The sequence below is a fragment of the Segeticoccus rhizosphaerae genome (genome assembly GCF_005222685.1).
In the GTDB taxonomy this organism is placed as follows: Bacteria; Actinomycetota; Actinomycetes; order Actinomycetales; family Dermatophilaceae; genus Segeticoccus; species Segeticoccus rhizosphaerae.
In genome coordinates, this window is record NZ_SWMA01000023.1 from 49,171 (window position 1) to 66,031 (window position 16,861).

A 16,861-nucleotide genomic window follows, 5' to 3' on the forward strand; every position below is an offset into this window, starting at 1 on the left:
CCAAGGCCGGGCCCGGGCAGGCCGAGGGTCTGGGGCAACCATCCCCTCAGAGGTAGAGGCCCGTCTGGCCGTCGTCGACGCGCGGGGCCGCGACGGCGTGGATGTCCCGCTCGCGGAGCAGGACGTATTCCTTGCTGTGCAGCTCCACCTCGCCACGGTCCTCGGGGTCGAAGAGCACGCGGTCACCCACCTGCACCTGGCGGACGTTCTGGCCGGTGGCCACCACCTGCGCCCACGCCAGGCGCTTGCCGACGCTCGCGGTCGCCGGTATGACGATGCCGCCGCCCGACCGGCGCTCACCCGCCTCGTCCTCGAGGGAGACCAGCACCCGGTCGTGCAGCATCCGGATCGGCAGGCGTTCACCTGCCGTGCCGCGGGAGTCAGCCACGCCGACGACGCAACAGACCCATCCCGACCAGCACTGCGGAGACGGCCCCGAGGATGGCGCTGATCCGCTCGGTGCGCAGCTCGCCGTCCGGCGCACGGGTCGCCTCGTCGAGCTTGAGCCGTGCGGCCTCCTTCTGCCGCCGCGCGATCTCCTTGGGCTGGGCCCGGAACGCGAGCTCGTCCACCGTGCCCGCCAGTCGCTGGCGGGCCGCCGCGATGTCGGACTCGATCTCGCTCACGGACCTGGTGCCCTGCTCACTGTCCTTGGCCATGTCTCGGGTCCCTTCAAGAGGCTGGTGCGACCATAACGCACACTAGACGGTGTCATCACGCAGCGAGAACACCATCCGGCCCCACACCCTATGGAGGAACCATGCCGCGCCTCGACACGGGACAGCCCGCCCCAGCCTTCACGCTGAACGACCAGGACGGCCGCGCCGTGTCGCTGTCGGACTACGCCGGCCGGCGGCTGATCATCTTCTTCTACCCGGCGGCGATGACGCCGGGGTGCACCAAGGAGGCGTGCGACTTCCGCGACAGCCTGGACCGGCTGCGGAGCGAAGGCTTCGACGTCGTGGGCATCAGCCCGGACAAGCCGGAGAAGCTGAAGAAGTTCGAGGAGAAGGAGGGGCTGACCTATCCCCTGCTCTCCGACACGGACAAGGCCGTGATGAACTCCTACGGCGCCTTCGGCGAGAAGACCCTCTACGGCAAGAAGGTCACCGGCGTCATCCGCTCGACCATCGTCGTCGGCACCGACGGCACGGTGGAGCTCGCCCGCTACAACGTCAAGGCGACCGGCCACGTCGCCTCGCTGCGCAAGGCCCTGAAGCTGGACGCCTGAGCGGACGCCGCCGCCATACGGCCTTGGAGCCGACAGCGGCGAGGATGGAGGCCGGTATGCCGGGTGCCCACCACGCGAGGCGCCGCACCTGCGTAGCATCGGGTCCGCGCGGAAGTGGTGGAACTGGTAGACACGCAGGATTTAGGTTCCTGTGCCTTCGGGCGTGAGGGTTCGAGTCCCTTCTTCCGCACGGGTGACGAGGGTGGACATCATGATTCCTGCCAAGCGCACGGCGGTGGGCCGGCCGGGAGACGACCTGGCCGTCCGCGCCGGCCCGGGCCTGCCCCACGGGCTCGTCCTGCCCGCCACCGAGCTCGAGGAACAGTTCGCCCGGTCCTCCGGACCCGGCGGCCAGAAGGTCAACACCAGCGACACCAAGGTGCAGCTGCGGTATGCCGTGGGCGAGTCCACCGCACTGGACGACCGGCAACGGGCCCGCGCCCTGGTCAGGCTGGGCGACCGCTTCCCGGATGGTGTGGTCCTGATCATCGCGAGCGAGCACCGCTCCCAGCACCAGAACCGGGTCGCTGCGCGGCAACGGCTCGCCTCGCTGATGCGCGAGGCGCTCGCTCCTCCACCGCCCGCACGCCGCGCCACCAGGCCGACGCGCAGTTCGCAACGAAGACGCCTGCAGGCCAAGCGGATCCGCTCCCAGACCAAGGCTGCCCGCGGTCGCGTCAGACCGGACGAGTGACTGGGCGATCTGGCGCGGGCGGGGATCGGTGAAGCTGCGGTTCAGCGCACCGTGACGGTGACGGTGTGCCAGCCGCTGGCCCCGTTGGGCGCCGGTATCGCGTGCGCCGAGGTCTGGAGGTTGCCGTCGCCGTCCGTGGCACGCACCGAGAGGGTGTGGCTGCCGTGGGTGGCCTCCCAGGGCAGGACCCACTGGCGCCAGGCGTCGATCGACGGCTCGGCCGCGAGCCTGGCCTGCCGCCAGGGTCCGTCGTCGACCCGGACCTCGACCTTGTCGATGCCACGATGCTGCGCCCACGCCACTCCGGCGACCGCGACCGTGCCGGCGTCCACGGTGGCGCCGCTGCGCGGCACGTCGATGCGCGAGGCCGTCTTGATCGGGCCACGGGCCGACCAGCCCTTGTCGGTCCAGTAGCCCATGTCCCGCGCGAAGGTCGTCAGCTTGAGGTCGACCACCCACTTGGTGGCCGAGACGTAGCCGTAGAGGCCGGGCACGACCAGACGCACCGGGAAGCCGTGCTCGAGCGGCAGCGGCCGACCGTTCATCCCGACGGCGAGCAGGGCGTTGCGGTCGTCGGTGAGCGCGGTGAGCGGCGTGCCCGCGGTCCACCCGTCCTCGCTGCGGGACAGCACCATGTCCGCGCCTGGCTCGACCCCGGCTTCGGCCAGGATCTCGCGGACCGGCCAGCCGGTCCAGACCGCGTTGCCGACCAGGTCCCCACCCACCTCGTTGGAGACGCAGGTGAGGGTCGTCAGCTGCTGCTGCATCGGCTTGGCGAGCAGCTGGTCCCAGGTCAGGGTGACCTCCCGGCGCACCATCCCGTGCACGCGGATCCGCCACGTGGCCGGATCGACCTGCGGGACGACCAGCGCGGTGTCGATGCGGTAGAAGTCCTGTCCCGACACGACATACGGACTGATCCCGGGCACCGACAGCTGGGCTGACGACGGCACCCTGACCGGGTGTGCGACGCGCGGGACGCGGAGCTTCTCCCTGGCGGCGAGGACCTGCTGGGTGCGTCCGCCGAACCGCTGGCCGGCGGCTGTCGCCACCACGCCCAGCGCCGCCAGCACACCTCCCATCGCGAGGAACCCCCGGCGGTCGAGCAGCGACTGCCCGGCGCCGCCACGGGAGACCACGTCGGCGCGCGTCCCCGCTCGGCCCCAGAGCGTGCTGAGTGTCCAGAGGCCGAGCAGCGTCCCCACGACGGTCGGGATGACGTCGCCACCGGCCGAGCCGGGCCGACTGAGCACGGCTGCGGCGCCGACCGCACCGAGCAGGGCGAAGGCGACCAGTCCCGCGACCGGTCGTCGCGCGCCCCACCATCCGATCAGGGCGCAGAGGATCGCGAGCACCAGACCCATGCCGACGAAGAGGGCCAGCTTGTCGCGGGTGCCGAAGGCGTTGACGGCGAAGTCCTTCAGCCAGGGCGGAGTCCGGTCCACGAACGCGCCGCCGACGGCCACCACCGGCGAGGCGGTGCTGCTCGACGTCGCCAGTCTCGACAGCACCCCCGCCAGCAAGGTGGCGGCACCGACCGTGACCACGCCCGCGACCACGCCAGCGAGCGCAGGTGCCCAGGAGCGCTTCACCCCCTCAGGATCCCACGCTCCAGCTCGTCCGGGAACAGGCCGCCGCGCGCACCCACACTGTCGAGCCGACGGCAGGAGGCCGAGGACCCCTCATCGACCGCCTTCTCGGGAGGCATCTGCGCCGAACAGTTCGCGCAGGTCCTCGGCGAGCGCACGGAAGGCGTTGCCGCGGTGGGAGACCGCGTTCTTCTCCTCCGGCGAGAACTCGGCCAGGGTGCGGTCACCGCCGTCCACGATCAGCAAGGGGTCGTAACCGAAGCCTCCCGACCCACGGGGTTCGCGGCCGAGGCGGCCCGGGATCCGGCCCTCGCGCACGCGCACGCTGCCGTCCGGGAGCGCCAGCGCGGCAGCGCAGACGAACCCGGCCGCCCGGTGCTCGTCCGGCACGTCCGACAGCTGCGCGAGCAGCAGCTCGTTGTTGCGGCGGTCCTTGTCCGCGCCGGAGGTGCCCGACCACCGCGCGCTGAAGACCCCTGGGCAACCGCCGAGCACGTCCACGGCCAGGCCGGAGTCGTCGGCGATCGCCGGCAGGCCGGTCTCCCGGGCCACGGCCACGGCCTTGAGGGTGGCGTTCTCGGCGAAGGTGACGCCCGACTCGACGACGTCCTCCACGTCGGGGAAGGCGGTCACGCCCACCACCTCGAGACCGAGCTCCCCGACGAGGTCGCGCAGGATCGCGTCGAGCTCCTCGACCTTGTGCGCGTTGCGGGTCGCCAGGACGACGCGGGTCACGACCGCCCCTCGCCGAGCGATGCCTGCTGCAGCTGCGTGAGCCGGGCACAGCCGGTCGCCGCGAGGTCGAGCAGCGCGCCCAGGGCCTCGCGATCGAAGGGCTCCGCCTCGGCGGTGCCCTGCACCTCGACGAACCTGCCGTCGCCGGTCATGACGACATTCATGTCGGTGTCGGCGGTGGAGTCCTCGGGGTAGTCCAGGTCGAGCACCGGCGTCCCGGCGACCACCCCGACGCTGACGGCGGCCACCGATCCGGTCAGCGGTTGCGCGGCCTGGGAGATCGCGCCGTTGGCGCGCCCGGTCTCGATCGCGTCGGCGAGGGCGACATAGGCCCCGGTGATGGCGGCGGTGCGCGTGCCACCATCGGCCTGCAGCACGTCGCAGTCGAGCACGATCGTGTTCTCCCCCAGTGCCTTGGTGTCGATGACCGCGCGCAGGCTCCTCCCGACGAGCCGGGAGATCTCGTGCGTGCGGCCGCCGATCCGGCCCTTGACCGACTCGCGGTCCGATCGGGTGTTGGTGGCGCGGGGCAGCATGGCGTACTCCGCGGTCACCCATCCCTGGCCACTGCCCTTGCGCCAACGCGGCACACCCTCGGTGAACGAGGCGGCACACAGCACACGGGTGCGACCGAACTCCACGAGCACGCTCCCCTCGGCGTGGTCGAGCCAGTTGCGGGTGATGCGGATGTCGCGGAGCTGGTCGGCCGCGCGGCCGTCGTGTCGAGTCATGCGTCCAAGGTTAGGGCGACGGCGCGACGGGGGTCAGAGCTGGTATGACGTGTCCGGCGCCGCGAGCTCCACCTCGCCGGGCCAGACCTGCGCGGCCTGGGCACGGCATACGTCCGGGTCGTTCCACGGGGGAAGGTGGGTGAGCATGAGCCGGCGCACCCCGCCCGCGTCCACCGCAGCCCGGGCCGCGCGACGCCCGGTCAGGTGGATGCCGCTCGCGTCGTCGCGGCCCTCGACGAAGGCGGAGTCGGCGAGCACCAGGTCTGCGTCGCGGCAGAGCGGCAGGAGGGCGTCGCAGGTGTCGGTGTCGCCGGTGTAGGCCAGGACCTTGCCGTCGGCCTCGACCCGCACCCCGAACGCCTCGACCGGGTGGTTGACCCGGAACGGCGTGATGGTGAACGGGCCGACCTCGAACGGCTCGCGGTCGGTCATCGTGCGGAAGTCGAACTCCCCTGTCATGCCCTCGGGTTCGCCGAGTCCGTAGGCACTTGCCATGCGCGCGGCGGTGGCCGCCGGGCCGTGGACCGGGATGCGCGAGTGGGGCGCGGTGCAGTGCGGACAGTACTTCTGGGCGACGTAGAGGCCGCAGAGGTCGAGGCAGTGGTCGGCATGCAGGTGGCTGATGACGACGGCGTCGATGGCACGCACCGGCAGGTGCCGCTGCAGGGCGCCGAGGGCACCGTTGCCGAGGTCGAGCACGAGGCTCCAGGTGCGGCCGTCGTGCTGCGTCTGGACCAGGTAACAGGACGCCGGCGAGGCCGGCCCCGGGAAGGATCCGGAGCAACCGACCGCGGTGAGCCTCATGTCGCCAGCACCGGCAGGCCGCCGACCCGCCCGACTCTGCCGACCTCCGGCCCGAGGAAACGGCGGGCGAGGTATTCGAAGGCGTCCGGCTCGCCTGTGGTCAGGAACTGGTGCTCCGGTGCGGGCAGCCCGTCGGCGCGCAGGGAGTCGGCGTCGGCGAGGACCCGGTAGACGTCCTTGGCGGTCTCCTCCGCCGACGACACCAGCGTGACGTCCTCGCCCATGACGTAGGAGATGACCCCTGCGAGGAGGGGGTAGTGCGTGCAGCCCAGGATGAGGGTGTCCACATCGGCATCCTTCAGCGGCTGCAGATAGGCGCGGCTGACCTCGATCAGCTCCTTGCCACTGGTGACTCCGGACTCGACGAACTCGACGAACCGGGGACACGGCGCGCTGGTCACGGTGATCTGGGGTGCCGCGGCGAAGGAGTCGATGTAGGCGTGGCTGCGGTGGGTCGCCCGCGTCGAGATCACGCCGACCCGGTCGTTGCTCGTTGCCGCGACGGCCCGGCGGACCGCCGGCCGGATGACCTCGACGACCGGCACGTCATACCGCTCCCGGGCGTCGTGCAGCATGGCTGCCGACGCGGAGTTGCAGGCGATGACGAGGATCTTGACGCCGTGGTCGACGAGGCGGTCCAGGCACTCGAGGGCGAACTGGCGGACCTCGGCGATGGGGCGGGGGCCGTAGGGCGCGCGCTGGGTGTCTCCCACGTAGACGACCGACTCCTGCGGCAGCTGGTCGAGCACGGCACGGGCGACGGTCAGGCCGCCGAAGCCGGAGTCGAAGATGCCGATGGGTGCGTCAACCACGACCTGAGGGTACGGCCCCCTTGCGACCGAGCCCGAATCCTGAACGCGTCGAGTGCGTCACACCGGCACGTCGGGCCACGCGTAATGTGGTGGTGGAGGCGCTCACCCGGCGCCCCGTGGGGTGCTGGGAGCGAGTCGAAAGGTCCTGATCTGATGCAGATCCACCACGTGCGTGCGCACCGCAGCGGGGACGAGCTGGCCCGGGTGGACCAGCTCGCCTGGCAGCTCGCACGGCTCGCCGCTGACGAGGTGGAGGTCGACGGCGACGTCACCGAGATGGTGATCAACCGGGTCATCGACAACGCGGCAGTCGCGGCAGCCTCCCTGGTCCGCGCGGCCCCGGCGGCCGCGCGGGCGCAGGCCCTGGCGCATCCGCCGTCGACCGGCGGCGCCGGCGCGACCGTGGTCGGCGTGCCGCCCACCCACCGGGCCTCCGTGGAGTGGGCCGCCTGGGCCGGCGGGGTGGCGGTGCGCGAGCTCGACTACCACGACACGTTCCTGTCGGCCGAGTACTCGCACCCCGGCGACAACATCCCGCCCGTCGTGGCCGTGGCTCAGCACGCCGCTGCGCACGGTCTGACCGGCCTGGACGTGGTGCGAGGGATCGCCACCGGCTACGAGGTGCAGATCGACCTGTCCCGCTCGATCAGCCTGCACCGCCACAAGATCGACCACGTTGCCCACCTCGGGCCCTCAGTGGCTGCGGGCATCGGGACGCTGCTCCGCCTGGACCCGGAGGTGATCTTCCAGGCGATCGGGCAGGCGCTGCACGTGACGACGGCGACACGGCAGTCCCGCAAGGGCGAGATCTCCTCGTGGAAGGCCTACGCCCCCGCGTTCGCCGGCAAGATGGCGATCGAGGCGGTCGACCGGGCGATGCGCGGTCAGACCAGCCCGACCCCGATCTACGAGGGCGAGGACGGCGTCATCGCGTGGCTGCTGGACGGACCGGACGCGACCTACGACGTGCAGCTGCCCGCGCCGGGGGAGCCGAAGCGGGCGATCCTCGACTCGTTCACCAAGGAGTACTCCGCGGAGTACCAGGCGCAGGCGTGGATCGACCTGGCGCGACGCCTCCGCAAGGCGCACCCGCAGGTCGCGGACCCGGGCCAGGTGGCGTCCATCGTCCTGCGGTCCAGCCAACACACCCACGACGTCATCGGCTCGGGCTCGAACGACCCGCAGAAGTACTCCCCCGACGCCTCCCGCGAGACCCTGGACCACTCGATCCCCTACATCTTCGCGGTCGCCCTGCAGGACGGGGCCTGGGACCACGAGACCTCCTACGCCCCCGAGCGGGCTCATCGGCCCGACACCGTGGCGCTGTGGCGCAAGATCAGCACCCGGGAGGACCCGGAGTGGACCCGGCGCTACCACAGCCTGGACCCGGCGGAACAAGCCTTCGGCGGTGCCGTCGAGGTGCAGCTGGCCGACGGCGCCCTGATCACCGACGAGATCGCGGTCGCCGACGCACACCCCCTCGGGGCCAGGCCGTTCGCCCGCAAGGACTACGTCCTCAAGTTCCGCACCCTGGCGCAGGGCGTGCTCGAGCCGGCCGAGATCGACCGCTTCATCGAGACCGCCGAGCGACTGCCCGAACTGACCGCTGAGGAGCTCGGCGGCCTGACCGTGGTCGCGGCGCCCGGGTTGTTGGAGGACGCCGCCGCACCGAAAGGACTGTTCTGATGCTGTATGCCGAGTCCACCGCCGCCGCCAAGCGGGTGGCCTTCCGCGCCGCCCTGGCCAGCGGCGAGCTGCAGCGGGTCCCGGGAGCCTTCAACCCGCTGTCGGCGCGGCTGATCGAGCGGCACGGCTTCGACGGGGTCTACATCTCCGGCGCCGTGCTCTCGGCCGATCTGGGACTGCCGGACATCGGGCTCACCACCCTGACCGAGGTCGCCGGCCGGTCGCACCAGATCGCCCGGATGACCAACCTGCCCGCGCTGGTGGACGTGGACACCGGTTTCGGGGAACCGATGAACGTCGCGCGCACCGTGCAGGAGCTCGAGGACGCCGGCGTGGCCGGGCTGCACATCGAGGACCAGGTCAACCCCAAGCGCTGTGGCCACCTCGACGGCAAGGAGGTCGTCGACGAGGCCACTGCCCTGAAGCGGATCCGCGCGGCCGTGGACGCCCGCCGCGACCCCAACCTGCTGATCATGGCCCGCACCGACATCCGGGCGGTCTCGGGTCTGCAGGCGGCGGTGGACCGCGCCAAGGCTCTCGTCGACGCCGGCGCCGACGCGATCTTTCCCGAGGCGATGACCTCGCTGGAGGAGTTCGCGACGGTCCGGGCAGCGGTGGACGTGCCGGTCCTCGCCAACATGACCGAGTTCGGCAAGTCGGAGCTGTTCACCGTCGACCAGCTTCGGGACGTCGGCGTCAACCTGGTGATCTGGCCGGTCTCGCTGCTGCGGCTCGCGATGGGAGCGGCCGCGCGGGGCCTGGAGGAGCTGGATGCCGCCGGTTCGTTGCAGGCGGTGCTGCCACAGATGCAACACCGCGCCGACCTCTACGACCTCGTCGACTACGAGGGCTACAACCAGTTCGACTCGGGGGTCTTCAACTTCACCGTCACCCGCTGAGGCGCTCGGCGCCACCAAGGAGGCCGCGATGGCCACATCCGACGACACGCACGACGACTCCACGCCTGACATCAGGAAGGGACTGGAGGGGGTCGTCGTCGACCGCACGGCGGTCTCACAGGTCAACTCCGAGACCAATTCTCTTCTCTACCGCGGTTATCCGGTGCACGAGCTGGCCGCCGACAGGTCGTTCGAGGAGGTCGCGCACCTGCTGCTGCTCGGGGAGCTGCCCGACGCCGAGCAGCTGGCGGCCTTCACCCGCAGTGAGCGCGGCGGCCGCGAGCTCGACGCGACGACGAAGACCCTGATCGACTCCCTGCCGACGGACGCCCACCCGATGGACGTGCTGCGCACCGTCGTCAGCGAGATCGGGGCCACCGACCCGACCTCGGCGGATCCCGAGGCGCTGATCGACCAGGCGGTCGCCCTCTTCGCCAGGCTGCCGGCGGTCATCGCCTACGACCAGCGGCGCCGGCACGGCCTGCCGCTGCTGCCACCCCGCGACGACCTCGGCTACAGCGCGAACTTCCTGTCCATGGTCTTCGGCAAGGAGCCGGACGATCCGGTGCGCCAGGCCTTCGACACCTCGATGATCCTGTATGCCGAGCACGGCTTCAACGCGTCGACGTTCACCGCCCGGGTGATCACCTCCACGCTGTCGGACTACTACTCGGCCGTCGTCGGCGCGATCGGCGCGCTCAAGGGCCAGTTGCACGGCGGTGCCAACGAGGCGGTCATGCACGCCTTCGACGAGATCGGCTCGGCCGACGGCGTGCCGAGGTGGCTGGACGACGCCCTCGGCGGGCACCGCAAGGTCATGGGGTTCGGGCACCGCGTCTACAAGCACGGGGATTCACGCGTGCCGACCATGGAGGACGCCCTGGAGACGCTCGCAGGGCACTACGAGCGGCCCGACCTGCTCACGCTCTACCGCGCACTCAAGGACGAGATGGCGAGCCGCACCGGCATCAAACCCAACGTGGACTACCCCTCCGGACCGGCCTACCACCTCATGGGTTTCGACACCGAGCAGTTCACCCCGCTGTTCGTCGCGAGCCGCGTCATCGGGTGGACCGCGCACATCCGGGAGCAGCGGGAGGCGAACGCGCTCATCCGGCCGCTGTCCGCCTACGTCGGGCCGGACGAGCGCCACGTCCCCTGACCCCGGGCACACTTCGACTGCGGGGAGGTCTGGTGGGGTGATCACCCCACCAGACGTCCCCAGTCCGGAGCCCGCCGTCCCGTGCGGGTCCCCCGCGCCGACGCCAACAGGGCACCACCAATCAGCACCGGCACGCCGAACTGCAGCACCGAGGCGGCCCCCATCCCCGAAATCATGGCGGCCAGGTAGATCTGAACAACCCAGCGGTCGCCTTGCCGACCCACCGCCACCACATGCCGAGGAGCAACAGCACCCCCAGGGCCAGTTCCGCCACGGTCGCGACGACGGCGGCCGGCTCGACCAGCACCGACCACGGCACCAGCTCCGCGGTCTCGGCGCGGAAGTGCCCCCAGTCACCCCAGGAGACACCGGGTGCGCCCGGAGCCCCGAGCAGGCCGAACCGGTCGCCGACGGCGCCGAGCAGCTCCACACCGATCACGACCCCGGCCACCCGGCCGGCCCACCAACGCCAGGCGGAGTCGCGAGCTGTGAGAAGCGCGCCGGCGCCAAGACCGATGACGGCCACCACCGTCCACGTCACCAGTCCGGGCGCATCCGGCGGCGCCGTCAAGCTCCATCCGCACATGATGACCAACCCGGCCACCACCCACATCACTCCTCCGGCGCGACGTACCGCGTCCATGCGCTCCATGCCATCTCCTCATTGGTAAGGTTCCTGATCAATCGAGGTTAGGAGGGTAAGAGAGAAATGGTCAAGCGCATTACCAATCCGCTGAGGGACCGCGACCTTCCGCTGGGGACCCTGATGAGCTCCGCGGGTGCCCGACTCGGCTCGAGGCTCGATGCCGCCCTGGCGGAGGCGGGATTCACGGACCTGCGCTCCGCCCACGCCGCGCCGTTCATCGGGCTCGACCCCGGAGGCACCCGTCCGAGTGTGCTGGCCGCTCGGGCACAGATGACCAAACAGGCGATGGGCGAGTTGATCGCCTACCTGGTGGAGCACGGCTACCTCGAGACCGTGGCCGACCCCACCGATGGTCGTGCCCGGCTGGTGCGTGCGACCCCCAAGGGTTGGCGTGCCTTGGAGAAGGGCGTGGAGGTCATCGATGCCTTCGACATCTGGCTGGCGGACCGGCTCGGCGAGGCCGAGGCGGGCCGGCTGCGTCGAGCCCTGCAACTGATCCTCGAGGAGGAGATCCCCTGAGGTCCCCGACTCAGCCGCGGCGCGGGGAGGTCTGGTGGGGTGATCACCCCACGAGACCTCCCCGCTCTGAGCCCCGATGCTCCCCCGGTGCCGTCAGCGCCGTGCAGCCCGGACCGCAGCGGCGCAGCTGCCCGGTCCAGCCCCGGGACGTCAGCACGGCCGCGAGGTCACGAGCCGTGGCACAACACTGCTCACCCACGTCGGGCCAGCCCACCCGCACCGGGAGCCAGCCCTCCACAGCCGAGGCCCGGTCACGACGCAGGTCGGCGAGCCGACCCACGCCGACGTGGCCGACCTGGCCGTCGACCTCGACGAGCACCTTCTGCACAACGTAGGCGTTGTCGTCGCGACGCCGGCGGCCCCCTCTCACGCTGCGCAGCTGGCGCGTGGCCGTCGGCAGCCCGTGGGCGCGTTCCACCCTGCGGATGTAGCGCATCTCCGCGATGCTCTCCGCCCCGTCGACCACGTCGTCCAGCGCAGCCTTCAACAGGTCGCGCCATCGGTGTCGAGCGCGCCGATCCAACGCGTCCTCGATCCGTGGCGGGGTGGTCATACGGCGCTGGCAGGCCTGAGCCACCCAGGCTTGCGCTCCCGCGGCGTTCGCGGCTTCCGCCAGGTCGAGCACGGTGTCCTCGACACTGGTGCACGGTGGCCACGCGGCGCGACGGTGCCGCCTCTGCTCGAGCTGGCGGACACGCGATACGGACGCTCCTGCGGGCGCTACGACCCGCCGACGGTGCGGGAACTGCACCTCGACGATCTCGGGGGCGTCGTCCAGGAGTCCGAGCTCGCGTCCTGCCGACCGGCCACCGAGCAGTGCACCAGACCCGCATGCCAGGAGCGCGGCGGAGGCCCGTGTCGACGGGTCGATCGGTCCGCTGTGGCAGACATAGACCCCAGGGTGCACGCGCTGCCACCGCTGAGACGTGAGCCGCCAACGGATCTGCTCGACAGTGAGGCCGGCAGCCAGGCACTGGGCGCGGCTCAGGACGCCCCGCTGACGGTCCGCCAGGAGATCGACTTGCTGCATGCCCTCGACCGTGGACCCGTCACACCCTGCTAGACGACCCATCCGTGCCGCCTGTGGACAACCGAGCGCCCGCCCGCGGTGCTGGGGAAACCGCGTGGGGTGATTACCCCATCGGACGCCCCCATTGCTCGAGAGCGGTGTCCGACCCGGCCGGCCCTCCGGAGCTGGAGCTCAGTCGCGGCGAACGAAGGGATTGCCGAGGGTGCCGATGCCCTCGATCTCCACCTCGACCCGCTGGCCGGCCTCGACCGGACCGACCCCCGCCGGTGTCCCGGTCAGGATCACGTCGCCCGGCAGCAGGGTGAAGGCGTGGGAGGCGTGCGAGATCAGCGCGGCCACGTCGTGGATCATGTCGGCGGTCGTGCCGTCCTGGACGACCTCGCCGTCCCGCCGGGTCACCAGCGAGAGCCCCGAGGTGTCGAGGTCGGTCTCGATCCACGGTCCGAGCGGGCAGAAGGTGTCGAACCCCTTGGCCCGCGACCACTGGCCGTCGCTGCGCTGCAGGTCTCGCGCCGTGACGTCGTCGGCGCAGGTGTAGCCGAAGATCACGTCCTTGACCCGTTCGACCGGCAGGTCCTTGCACATCCGGCCGATGACGACCGCGAGCTCGCCCTCGTAGTGCACGTTGCTGCTCTGCGGTGGCATGACCACCGGGTCGTCGGGCCCGACGACGGCGGTGTTGGGGATGAGGAACATCAACGGCTCGGCGGGAGCCTCCCCACCCATCTCGCGGGCGTGCTCGGCGTAGTTCTTGCCGATGCCGATGACCTTGCTGCGCGGGATCACCGGCGCGAGCAACCGCACCTCGTCGACCCGCACCGTGTTGCCGGTCAGCGAGATCGGGGTGAAGAGCGGGTCCCCCGCCAGCTCCGCGATCTTCTCGCCCGCACCGTCGACCAAGCCGAACGTGGGGTCCTCGTCAGTGGTATACCTCGCGATGCGCACGGCTGGACTCTACCCGTCGATGTATGGCGCCCGGCTCGGCCGCCCTCACTCCCCGCCCGAGTTGCCCGCACGGCATACGCCCGCTAGTCTTCATGACTTGACGAATTCATCAATTCATCACGAGGGATCGGAGAGGCCCCAGTGCCGCTACGCCACGTCGGGATCGACGCGCCGGTGCACGAGATCAAGGCCGAGCTGTTCAAGGCCCTCGGACACCCGGTGCGCGTGCGCCTGCTCGAGCTGCTCGTGCCCGGGGAGCAGGCGGTGAGCGCCCTGCTGGCCGTTACCGAGCTCGAGGCCTCGCACCTGTCCCAGCACCTCGGCGTCCTGCGCCGTTCGGGCGTCGTGACGGCGCGGCGTGAGGGCAACTCGGTGGCCTACCAGCTGGCGCACCCCGCGGTGGCCGATCTGCTGGCCGACGCCAAGCGCTTCCTGCTCGGCGTGCTGGACCAGCGGCGGGAGGCACTCGAGGAGCTCGAGGAGCTGCCCAGCGTCCAGCCGTCCCGGCGCAACCCGGCAGGATCGCGGTGACGTCGGCGACCCGACGCGATCTGCGCGGAGCCGCCACCACGTTCACCTACGCCGCCGGGCGACTCCTGCCCGGCCGCGCGGACTACACCGGCCTCTCCCGGAGCTGGCGCCACGACGTGCTCGCCGGCATCACCGTAGGTGTGGTTGCGCTGCCCCTCGCACTCGCGTTCGGCGTGACGTCCGGACTCGGCGCGGGGGCCGGGCTCACCACCGCGATCGTGGCCGGACTGGTCGCCGCGGTCTTCGGTGGTTCCAACGTGCAGGTCTCCGGCCCGACCGGCGCCATGACCGTGGTGCTGCTGCCGGTCCTCGCGAGTCAGGGCGCCGGCGCGGTGTTCGCCATCTCGGTGATCGCCGGTGTGCTCGTCATGGCCATGGGAGTGGCCCGGCTGGGACGCGCCGTGGCCTACATCCCGTGGCCCGTGGTCGCCGGCTTCACGCTCGGCATCGCCACGATCATCGGGCTGCAACAGGTGCCCCTCGCTCTCGACGTTCCCAAGCCGGAGGGCGAGAACACCGCGTTGATCGCGGCACGCGCCGTGCTCGAGGCGGGCCACACCACCTCGTTGCTCGCCCTCGCCCTCGTGCTTCTCGTGATCGCGCTGATGGTGATGCTCCCCCGCATCCGCCGCACCCTGCCGGCCTCGCTGATCGCGGTCATCGTCGCCACCGTCCTGGCCGAGCTGGTCGAGGCCCCCATCGCCCGGATCGGCGAGATCCCGTCGTCTCTGCCGGCGTTCGCGCTGCCCGACCTCAGCCTCCCGGTCGTCACGTCGTTGATGGGCAGCGCCGTCGCCATCGCCTTCCTCGCCGCGATCGAGAGCCTCCTGTCCGCCAAGGTCTCCGACGGCATGTCGGACACGACCAAGACCGACCCCGACCGCGAGCTGATCGGGCAGGGGCTGGCCAACGTCGCGAGCGGGGTCTTCGGAGGCATGCCCGCGACCGGTGCGATCGCGCGCACCGCCGTCAACGTGCGTGCCGGTGCCCGCACCCGGATCTCGTCGGTCGTGCACGCACTCGTCCTGGTCGTCGTCGTCCTGGTTGGCTCCGAGCTCGTCGCGACGATCCCGCTCGCCGCCCTTGCCGGCGTCCTCATCGTCACGGCCGGCCGGATGGTCGACCGCGTGGCCATCCGTTCGATCTTCCGCACCACGCGCTCCGACATGATCGTCTTCACGCTGACCGCGCTCGCCACCGTGACCTTCGACCTCATCGTGGCGGTGGAGGTGGGCATCGCAGTCGCCGCGATCCTCGCCCTGCGCCAGGTCGCCCGCGTCAGCGGGGCGCACGCCGAGACGCTGCCGGTCGCAGACGGTCTCGACACCGAGGACGAGCAGAGCCTGATGCGCGAGCACATCGCCGTCTACCGGATCGACGGTGCCCTCTTCTTCGGCGCGGCGCAGCGGTTCCTCGACGAGCTCACCGACGTGGCCGACGTCCGCGTCGTGGTGCTGCGCCTCTCCGGCGTCCGGGTCGTCGACGCCACCGGAGCCAACGCCCTCGCCGAGATCGTCACGCACCTGCAGCTACGGGGAATCACCGTGCTGCTCAAGGGGATTCCGCCACGCTACCTGCCGATCATGCGTGGCGCCGGCGTGCTCAACGGCCTGTCGCACGAACGGCACCTCTTCCACGACCTCGACTCAGCGCTCGAGCACGCCCGCGACCACGTGCAGCGCGTGCCGCACTGAGCGTTGCGTAGGCTGGACCACCATGGAACGGCTGACCCGGGAACGGTGGGGAGCGCTCGCGTCCGCCCACGAGACGCGGGTTGACGAGGCGACCCGTGGCCACCGCGAACGCCGCCGGCTGCGGCCCGGGGATCGCGCCCACCCGGTCGAGGACTTCCTGTTCACCTACTACTCCCACCGCCCCGCGCAGCTACGTCGCTGGCACCCCGGACCCGGCATCGCCCTCGAGGGAGGGTCCGAGCGCACCGGCTGGAAGCACTACACGTATGACGGGCACGTCGCCACGCTGGACCTGCCGGGCTTCCTGGCAGCCCGGGGCGACGCGGTCCGGTTCATCCGCCGGCTGCTGGCCGCGACGGCCGACCGCGCGCCACGCCTCGGGTGCTTCGGGCTGCACGAGTGGGCCATGGTGCACCGTCTCGACCCCGACCAGCTGCGGCACTCCGGCTGGCCGCTGCGGCTCAGCCCGCAGGAGACCGACGCCGTGGTGGAGGAGCACCAGATCTCGTGCTCGCACTTCGACGCCTACCGCTTCTTCACCCCCACGGCCCGGCCGTTGAACGCTGTGCTGCCCGAACGGCATACGCAGGTGGCGATGGAGCAGCCGGGCTGCCTGCACGCCAACATGGACCTCTACAAGTGGGCCTACAAGCTCAGCCCCGCGGTGCCCAGCGAGCTGGTGATGGACTGCTTCGACCTGGCCCGAGAGGTGCGAGAGCTCGACATGCGCGCCGCGCCCTACGACCTGCACAAGCTGGGCTATGAGCCGGTCCGGATCGAGACCACCAGGGGCAAAGCGGAATACGTCGCGGCCCAGCGCGGCTTCGCCGACCGGGCCCAGGCCCTGCGCCGCCGCCTGATCGCCGCCTGCGACACCCTCCTCCCCGTGAAATCTTCGCGGGGTTTGGTGCCTTGGCCTCAAGGGGTGACTGCAACACCTGGCGTTGAGAGGTGTGCAGATGAGTGCTCGTCGGGGTAGTCCGCGGTTGCCGGTTGAGGTGGAGTATCGGTTCTGGGCTCAGGTCCGCGATTGCCTGACGGTTGAGCAGGCCGCGGTGGTGGTGGGCGTGTCGGCGACCAAGGGGCGGGCCTGGTTTCGAGATCGTGGCGGGGTGATGCCATCGGCGGATGCGGGACGACGCAAGCGATGTTT

Annotated in this window: 19 protein-coding genes, 1 tRNA gene and 1 pseudogene; 11 read left to right on the top strand and 10 right to left on the bottom strand. The window is 71.2% G+C overall.

All coding sequences use genetic code 11. The features are described 5' to 3' along the window. Positions 1–46: 46 nt before the first annotated feature. Together FCN22_RS14915 and FCN22_RS14920 are read right to left on the bottom strand one after the other, a co-directional pair. Positions 47–343 (bottom strand): GroES family chaperonin, encoded by a 297-nt coding sequence (locus tag FCN22_RS14915; RefSeq protein WP_137122372.1) that lies wholly within the window; start codon positions 341–343, stop codon positions 47–49. Between the two features lie 37 nt (positions 344–380). Beyond that, complete coding sequence (locus FCN22_RS14920) at positions 381–659, bottom strand: DUF3618 domain-containing protein (RefSeq protein WP_137122351.1); 279 nt, start codon at positions 657–659, stop codon at positions 381–383. Between the two features lie 101 nt (positions 660–760). On the opposite strand from FCN22_RS14920, the gene bcp reads away from it, so the two are divergent. The 3 genes from bcp (at position 761) to arfB (ending at position 1,925) form a co-directional block, all read left to right on the top strand. Further along, positions 761–1,231, top strand: a complete 471-nt coding sequence (gene bcp, locus FCN22_RS14925; protein WP_137122352.1) for a thioredoxin-dependent thiol peroxidase — start codon at positions 761–763, stop codon at positions 1,229–1,231. A 108-nt stretch (positions 1,232–1,339) separates the two neighbouring features. After that, positions 1,340–1,421: transfer RNA gene (locus FCN22_RS14930), tRNA-Leu, on the top strand. Positions 1,422–1,442: 21 nt separating this feature from the next. After that, positions 1,443–1,925: an alternative ribosome rescue aminoacyl-tRNA hydrolase ArfB gene (gene arfB / locus FCN22_RS14935; RefSeq protein WP_137122353.1), complete on the top strand. Its 483-nt coding sequence runs from the start codon at positions 1,443–1,445 to the stop codon at positions 1,923–1,925. Between the two features lie 41 nt (positions 1,926–1,966). Here arfB and FCN22_RS14940 read toward each other — a convergent pair whose 3' ends face one another. From FCN22_RS14940 to murI, 5 genes are all read right to left on the bottom strand, one after another. Next, complete coding sequence (locus FCN22_RS14940; protein WP_137122354.1) at positions 1,967–3,517, bottom strand: molybdopterin-dependent oxidoreductase; 1,551 nt, start codon at positions 3,515–3,517, stop codon at positions 1,967–1,969. A gap of 90 nt (positions 3,518–3,607) precedes the next feature. Beyond that, complete coding sequence (gene rdgB / locus FCN22_RS14945) at positions 3,608–4,249, bottom strand: RdgB/HAM1 family non-canonical purine NTP pyrophosphatase (protein WP_137122355.1); 642 nt, start codon at positions 4,247–4,249, stop codon at positions 3,608–3,610. After that, positions 4,246–4,980, bottom strand: coding sequence for a ribonuclease PH (rph, locus tag FCN22_RS14950; RefSeq protein ID WP_137122356.1), 735 nt, complete (start codon positions 4,978–4,980; stop codon positions 4,246–4,248). The genes rdgB and rph overlap by 4 nt, the downstream gene beginning before the upstream one ends. A gap of 33 nt (positions 4,981–5,013) precedes the next feature. Further along, on the bottom strand, positions 5,014–5,784 hold the full coding sequence (locus tag FCN22_RS14955) for an MBL fold metallo-hydrolase (protein WP_137122357.1): 771 nt from the start codon (positions 5,782–5,784) through the stop codon (positions 5,014–5,016). Further along, entirely contained in the window at positions 5,781–6,596 is an 816-nt protein-coding gene (murI, locus tag FCN22_RS14960; RefSeq protein WP_137122358.1) for a glutamate racemase, read from the bottom strand. Before murI ends, FCN22_RS14955 begins: the two co-directional genes overlap by 4 nt. Positions 6,597–6,749: 153 nt before the next feature. Here murI and FCN22_RS14965 point away from each other — a divergent pair, with 153 nt between their 5' ends. The 3 genes from FCN22_RS14965 to FCN22_RS14975 are packed head-to-tail and all read left to right on the top strand — an operon-like array spanning position 6,750 to position 10,343. Then, positions 6,750–8,282: an MmgE/PrpD family protein gene (locus FCN22_RS14965; RefSeq protein ID WP_202911600.1), complete on the top strand. Its 1,533-nt coding sequence runs from the start codon at positions 6,750–6,752 to the stop codon at positions 8,280–8,282. Continuing rightward, on the top strand, positions 8,282–9,181 hold the full coding sequence (gene prpB, locus FCN22_RS14970; protein WP_137122359.1) for a methylisocitrate lyase: 900 nt from the start codon (positions 8,282–8,284) through the stop codon (positions 9,179–9,181). The genes FCN22_RS14965 and prpB overlap by 1 nt, the downstream gene beginning before the upstream one ends. Before the next feature lie 28 nt (positions 9,182–9,209). Further along, positions 9,210–10,343 carry a bifunctional 2-methylcitrate synthase/citrate synthase gene (locus FCN22_RS14975; RefSeq protein ID WP_137122360.1) on the top strand — a complete coding sequence of 378 codons (1,134 nt, stop codon included), beginning with the start codon at positions 9,210–9,212 and terminating at the stop codon, positions 10,341–10,343. Positions 10,344–10,515: 172 nt separating this feature from the next. On the opposite strand, the gene FCN22_RS14980 is transcribed toward FCN22_RS14975, so the two are convergent. Continuing rightward, positions 10,516–10,995: a hypothetical protein gene (locus tag FCN22_RS14980; protein WP_137122361.1), complete on the bottom strand. Its 480-nt coding sequence runs from the start codon at positions 10,993–10,995 to the stop codon at positions 10,516–10,518. Positions 10,996–11,052: 57 nt separating this feature from the next. Here FCN22_RS14980 and FCN22_RS14985 point away from each other — a divergent pair, with 57 nt between their 5' ends. Next, entirely contained in the window at positions 11,053–11,508 is a 456-nt protein-coding gene (locus tag FCN22_RS14985) for a MarR family winged helix-turn-helix transcriptional regulator (RefSeq protein WP_137122362.1), read from the top strand. 43 nt (positions 11,509–11,551) lie between these two features. Here FCN22_RS14985 and FCN22_RS14990 read toward each other — a convergent pair whose 3' ends face one another. Both FCN22_RS14990 and FCN22_RS14995 read right to left on the bottom strand, forming a co-directional pair. Further along, positions 11,552–12,538, bottom strand: a complete 987-nt coding sequence (locus tag FCN22_RS14990; RefSeq protein ID WP_137122363.1) for a type IV toxin-antitoxin system AbiEi family antitoxin domain-containing protein — start codon at positions 12,536–12,538, stop codon at positions 11,552–11,554. Between the two features lie 171 nt (positions 12,539–12,709). Then, the gene (locus FCN22_RS14995; RefSeq protein WP_137122364.1) at positions 12,710–13,483 is read right to left on the bottom strand and encodes a fumarylacetoacetate hydrolase family protein; all 774 of its coding nucleotides are present in this window, start codon (positions 13,481–13,483) and stop codon (positions 12,710–12,712) included. A 141-nt stretch (positions 13,484–13,624) separates the two neighbouring features. Here FCN22_RS14995 and FCN22_RS15000 point away from each other — a divergent pair, with 141 nt between their 5' ends. The 4 genes and pseudogenes from FCN22_RS15000 to FCN22_RS22280 all read left to right on the top strand — a co-directional run. Beyond that, the gene (locus FCN22_RS15000; RefSeq protein WP_137122365.1) at positions 13,625–14,014 is read left to right on the top strand and encodes an ArsR/SmtB family transcription factor; all 390 of its coding nucleotides are present in this window, start codon (positions 13,625–13,627) and stop codon (positions 14,012–14,014) included. Beyond that, on the top strand, positions 14,011–15,708 hold the full coding sequence (locus FCN22_RS15005; protein ID WP_238384755.1) for a SulP family inorganic anion transporter: 1,698 nt from the start codon (positions 14,011–14,013) through the stop codon (positions 15,706–15,708). The genes FCN22_RS15000 and FCN22_RS15005 overlap by 4 nt, the downstream gene beginning before the upstream one ends. A 22-nt stretch (positions 15,709–15,730) precedes the next feature. Beyond that, the gene (locus FCN22_RS15010; protein ID WP_238384756.1) at positions 15,731–16,687 is read left to right on the top strand and encodes a 3-methyladenine DNA glycosylase; all 957 of its coding nucleotides are present in this window, start codon (positions 15,731–15,733) and stop codon (positions 16,685–16,687) included. Beyond that, positions 16,668–16,861: pseudogene (locus FCN22_RS22280) on the top strand (IS30 family transposase); the annotation flags it as partial. The gene FCN22_RS15010 and the pseudogene FCN22_RS22280, both read left to right, overlap by 20 nt.

Excerpts from the sequence above, each read along its gene's own strand:
- FCN22_RS14985 (WP_137122362.1), top strand. The coding sequence starts at position 11,053 with ATGGTCAAGCGCATTACCAATCCGCTGAGGGACCGCGACCTTCCGCTG.
- FCN22_RS14980 (WP_137122361.1), bottom strand. The coding sequence starts at position 10,995 with ATGGAGCGCATGGACGCGGTACGTCGCGCCGGAGGAGTGATGTGGGTG.
- FCN22_RS14920 (WP_137122351.1), bottom strand. The coding sequence starts at position 659 with ATGGCCAAGGACAGTGAGCAGGGCACCAGGTCCGTGAGCGAGATCGAG.
- FCN22_RS14915 (WP_137122372.1), bottom strand. The coding sequence starts at position 343 with ATGCTGCACGACCGGGTGCTGGTCTCCCTCGAGGACGAGGCGGGTGAG.
- FCN22_RS15010 (WP_238384756.1), top strand. The coding sequence starts at position 15,731 with ATGGAACGGCTGACCCGGGAACGGTGGGGAGCGCTCGCGTCCGCCCAC.
- FCN22_RS14975 (WP_137122360.1), top strand. The coding sequence starts at position 9,210 with ATGGCCACATCCGACGACACGCACGACGACTCCACGCCTGACATCAGG.
- arfB (WP_137122353.1), top strand. The coding sequence starts at position 1,443 with ATGATTCCTGCCAAGCGCACGGCGGTGGGCCGGCCGGGAGACGACCTG.
- FCN22_RS14990 (WP_137122363.1), bottom strand. The coding sequence starts at position 12,538 with ATGCAGCAAGTCGATCTCCTGGCGGACCGTCAGCGGGGCGTCCTGAGC.
- prpB (WP_137122359.1), top strand. The coding sequence starts at position 8,282 with ATGCTGTATGCCGAGTCCACCGCCGCCGCCAAGCGGGTGGCCTTCCGC.
- bcp (WP_137122352.1), top strand. The coding sequence starts at position 761 with ATGCCGCGCCTCGACACGGGACAGCCCGCCCCAGCCTTCACGCTGAAC.
- FCN22_RS14955 (WP_137122357.1), bottom strand. The coding sequence starts at position 5,784 with ATGAGGCTCACCGCGGTCGGTTGCTCCGGATCCTTCCCGGGGCCGGCC.
- FCN22_RS14965 (WP_202911600.1), top strand. The coding sequence starts at position 6,750 with ATGCAGATCCACCACGTGCGTGCGCACCGCAGCGGGGACGAGCTGGCC.
- rph (WP_137122356.1), bottom strand. The coding sequence starts at position 4,980 with ATGACTCGACACGACGGCCGCGCGGCCGACCAGCTCCGCGACATCCGC.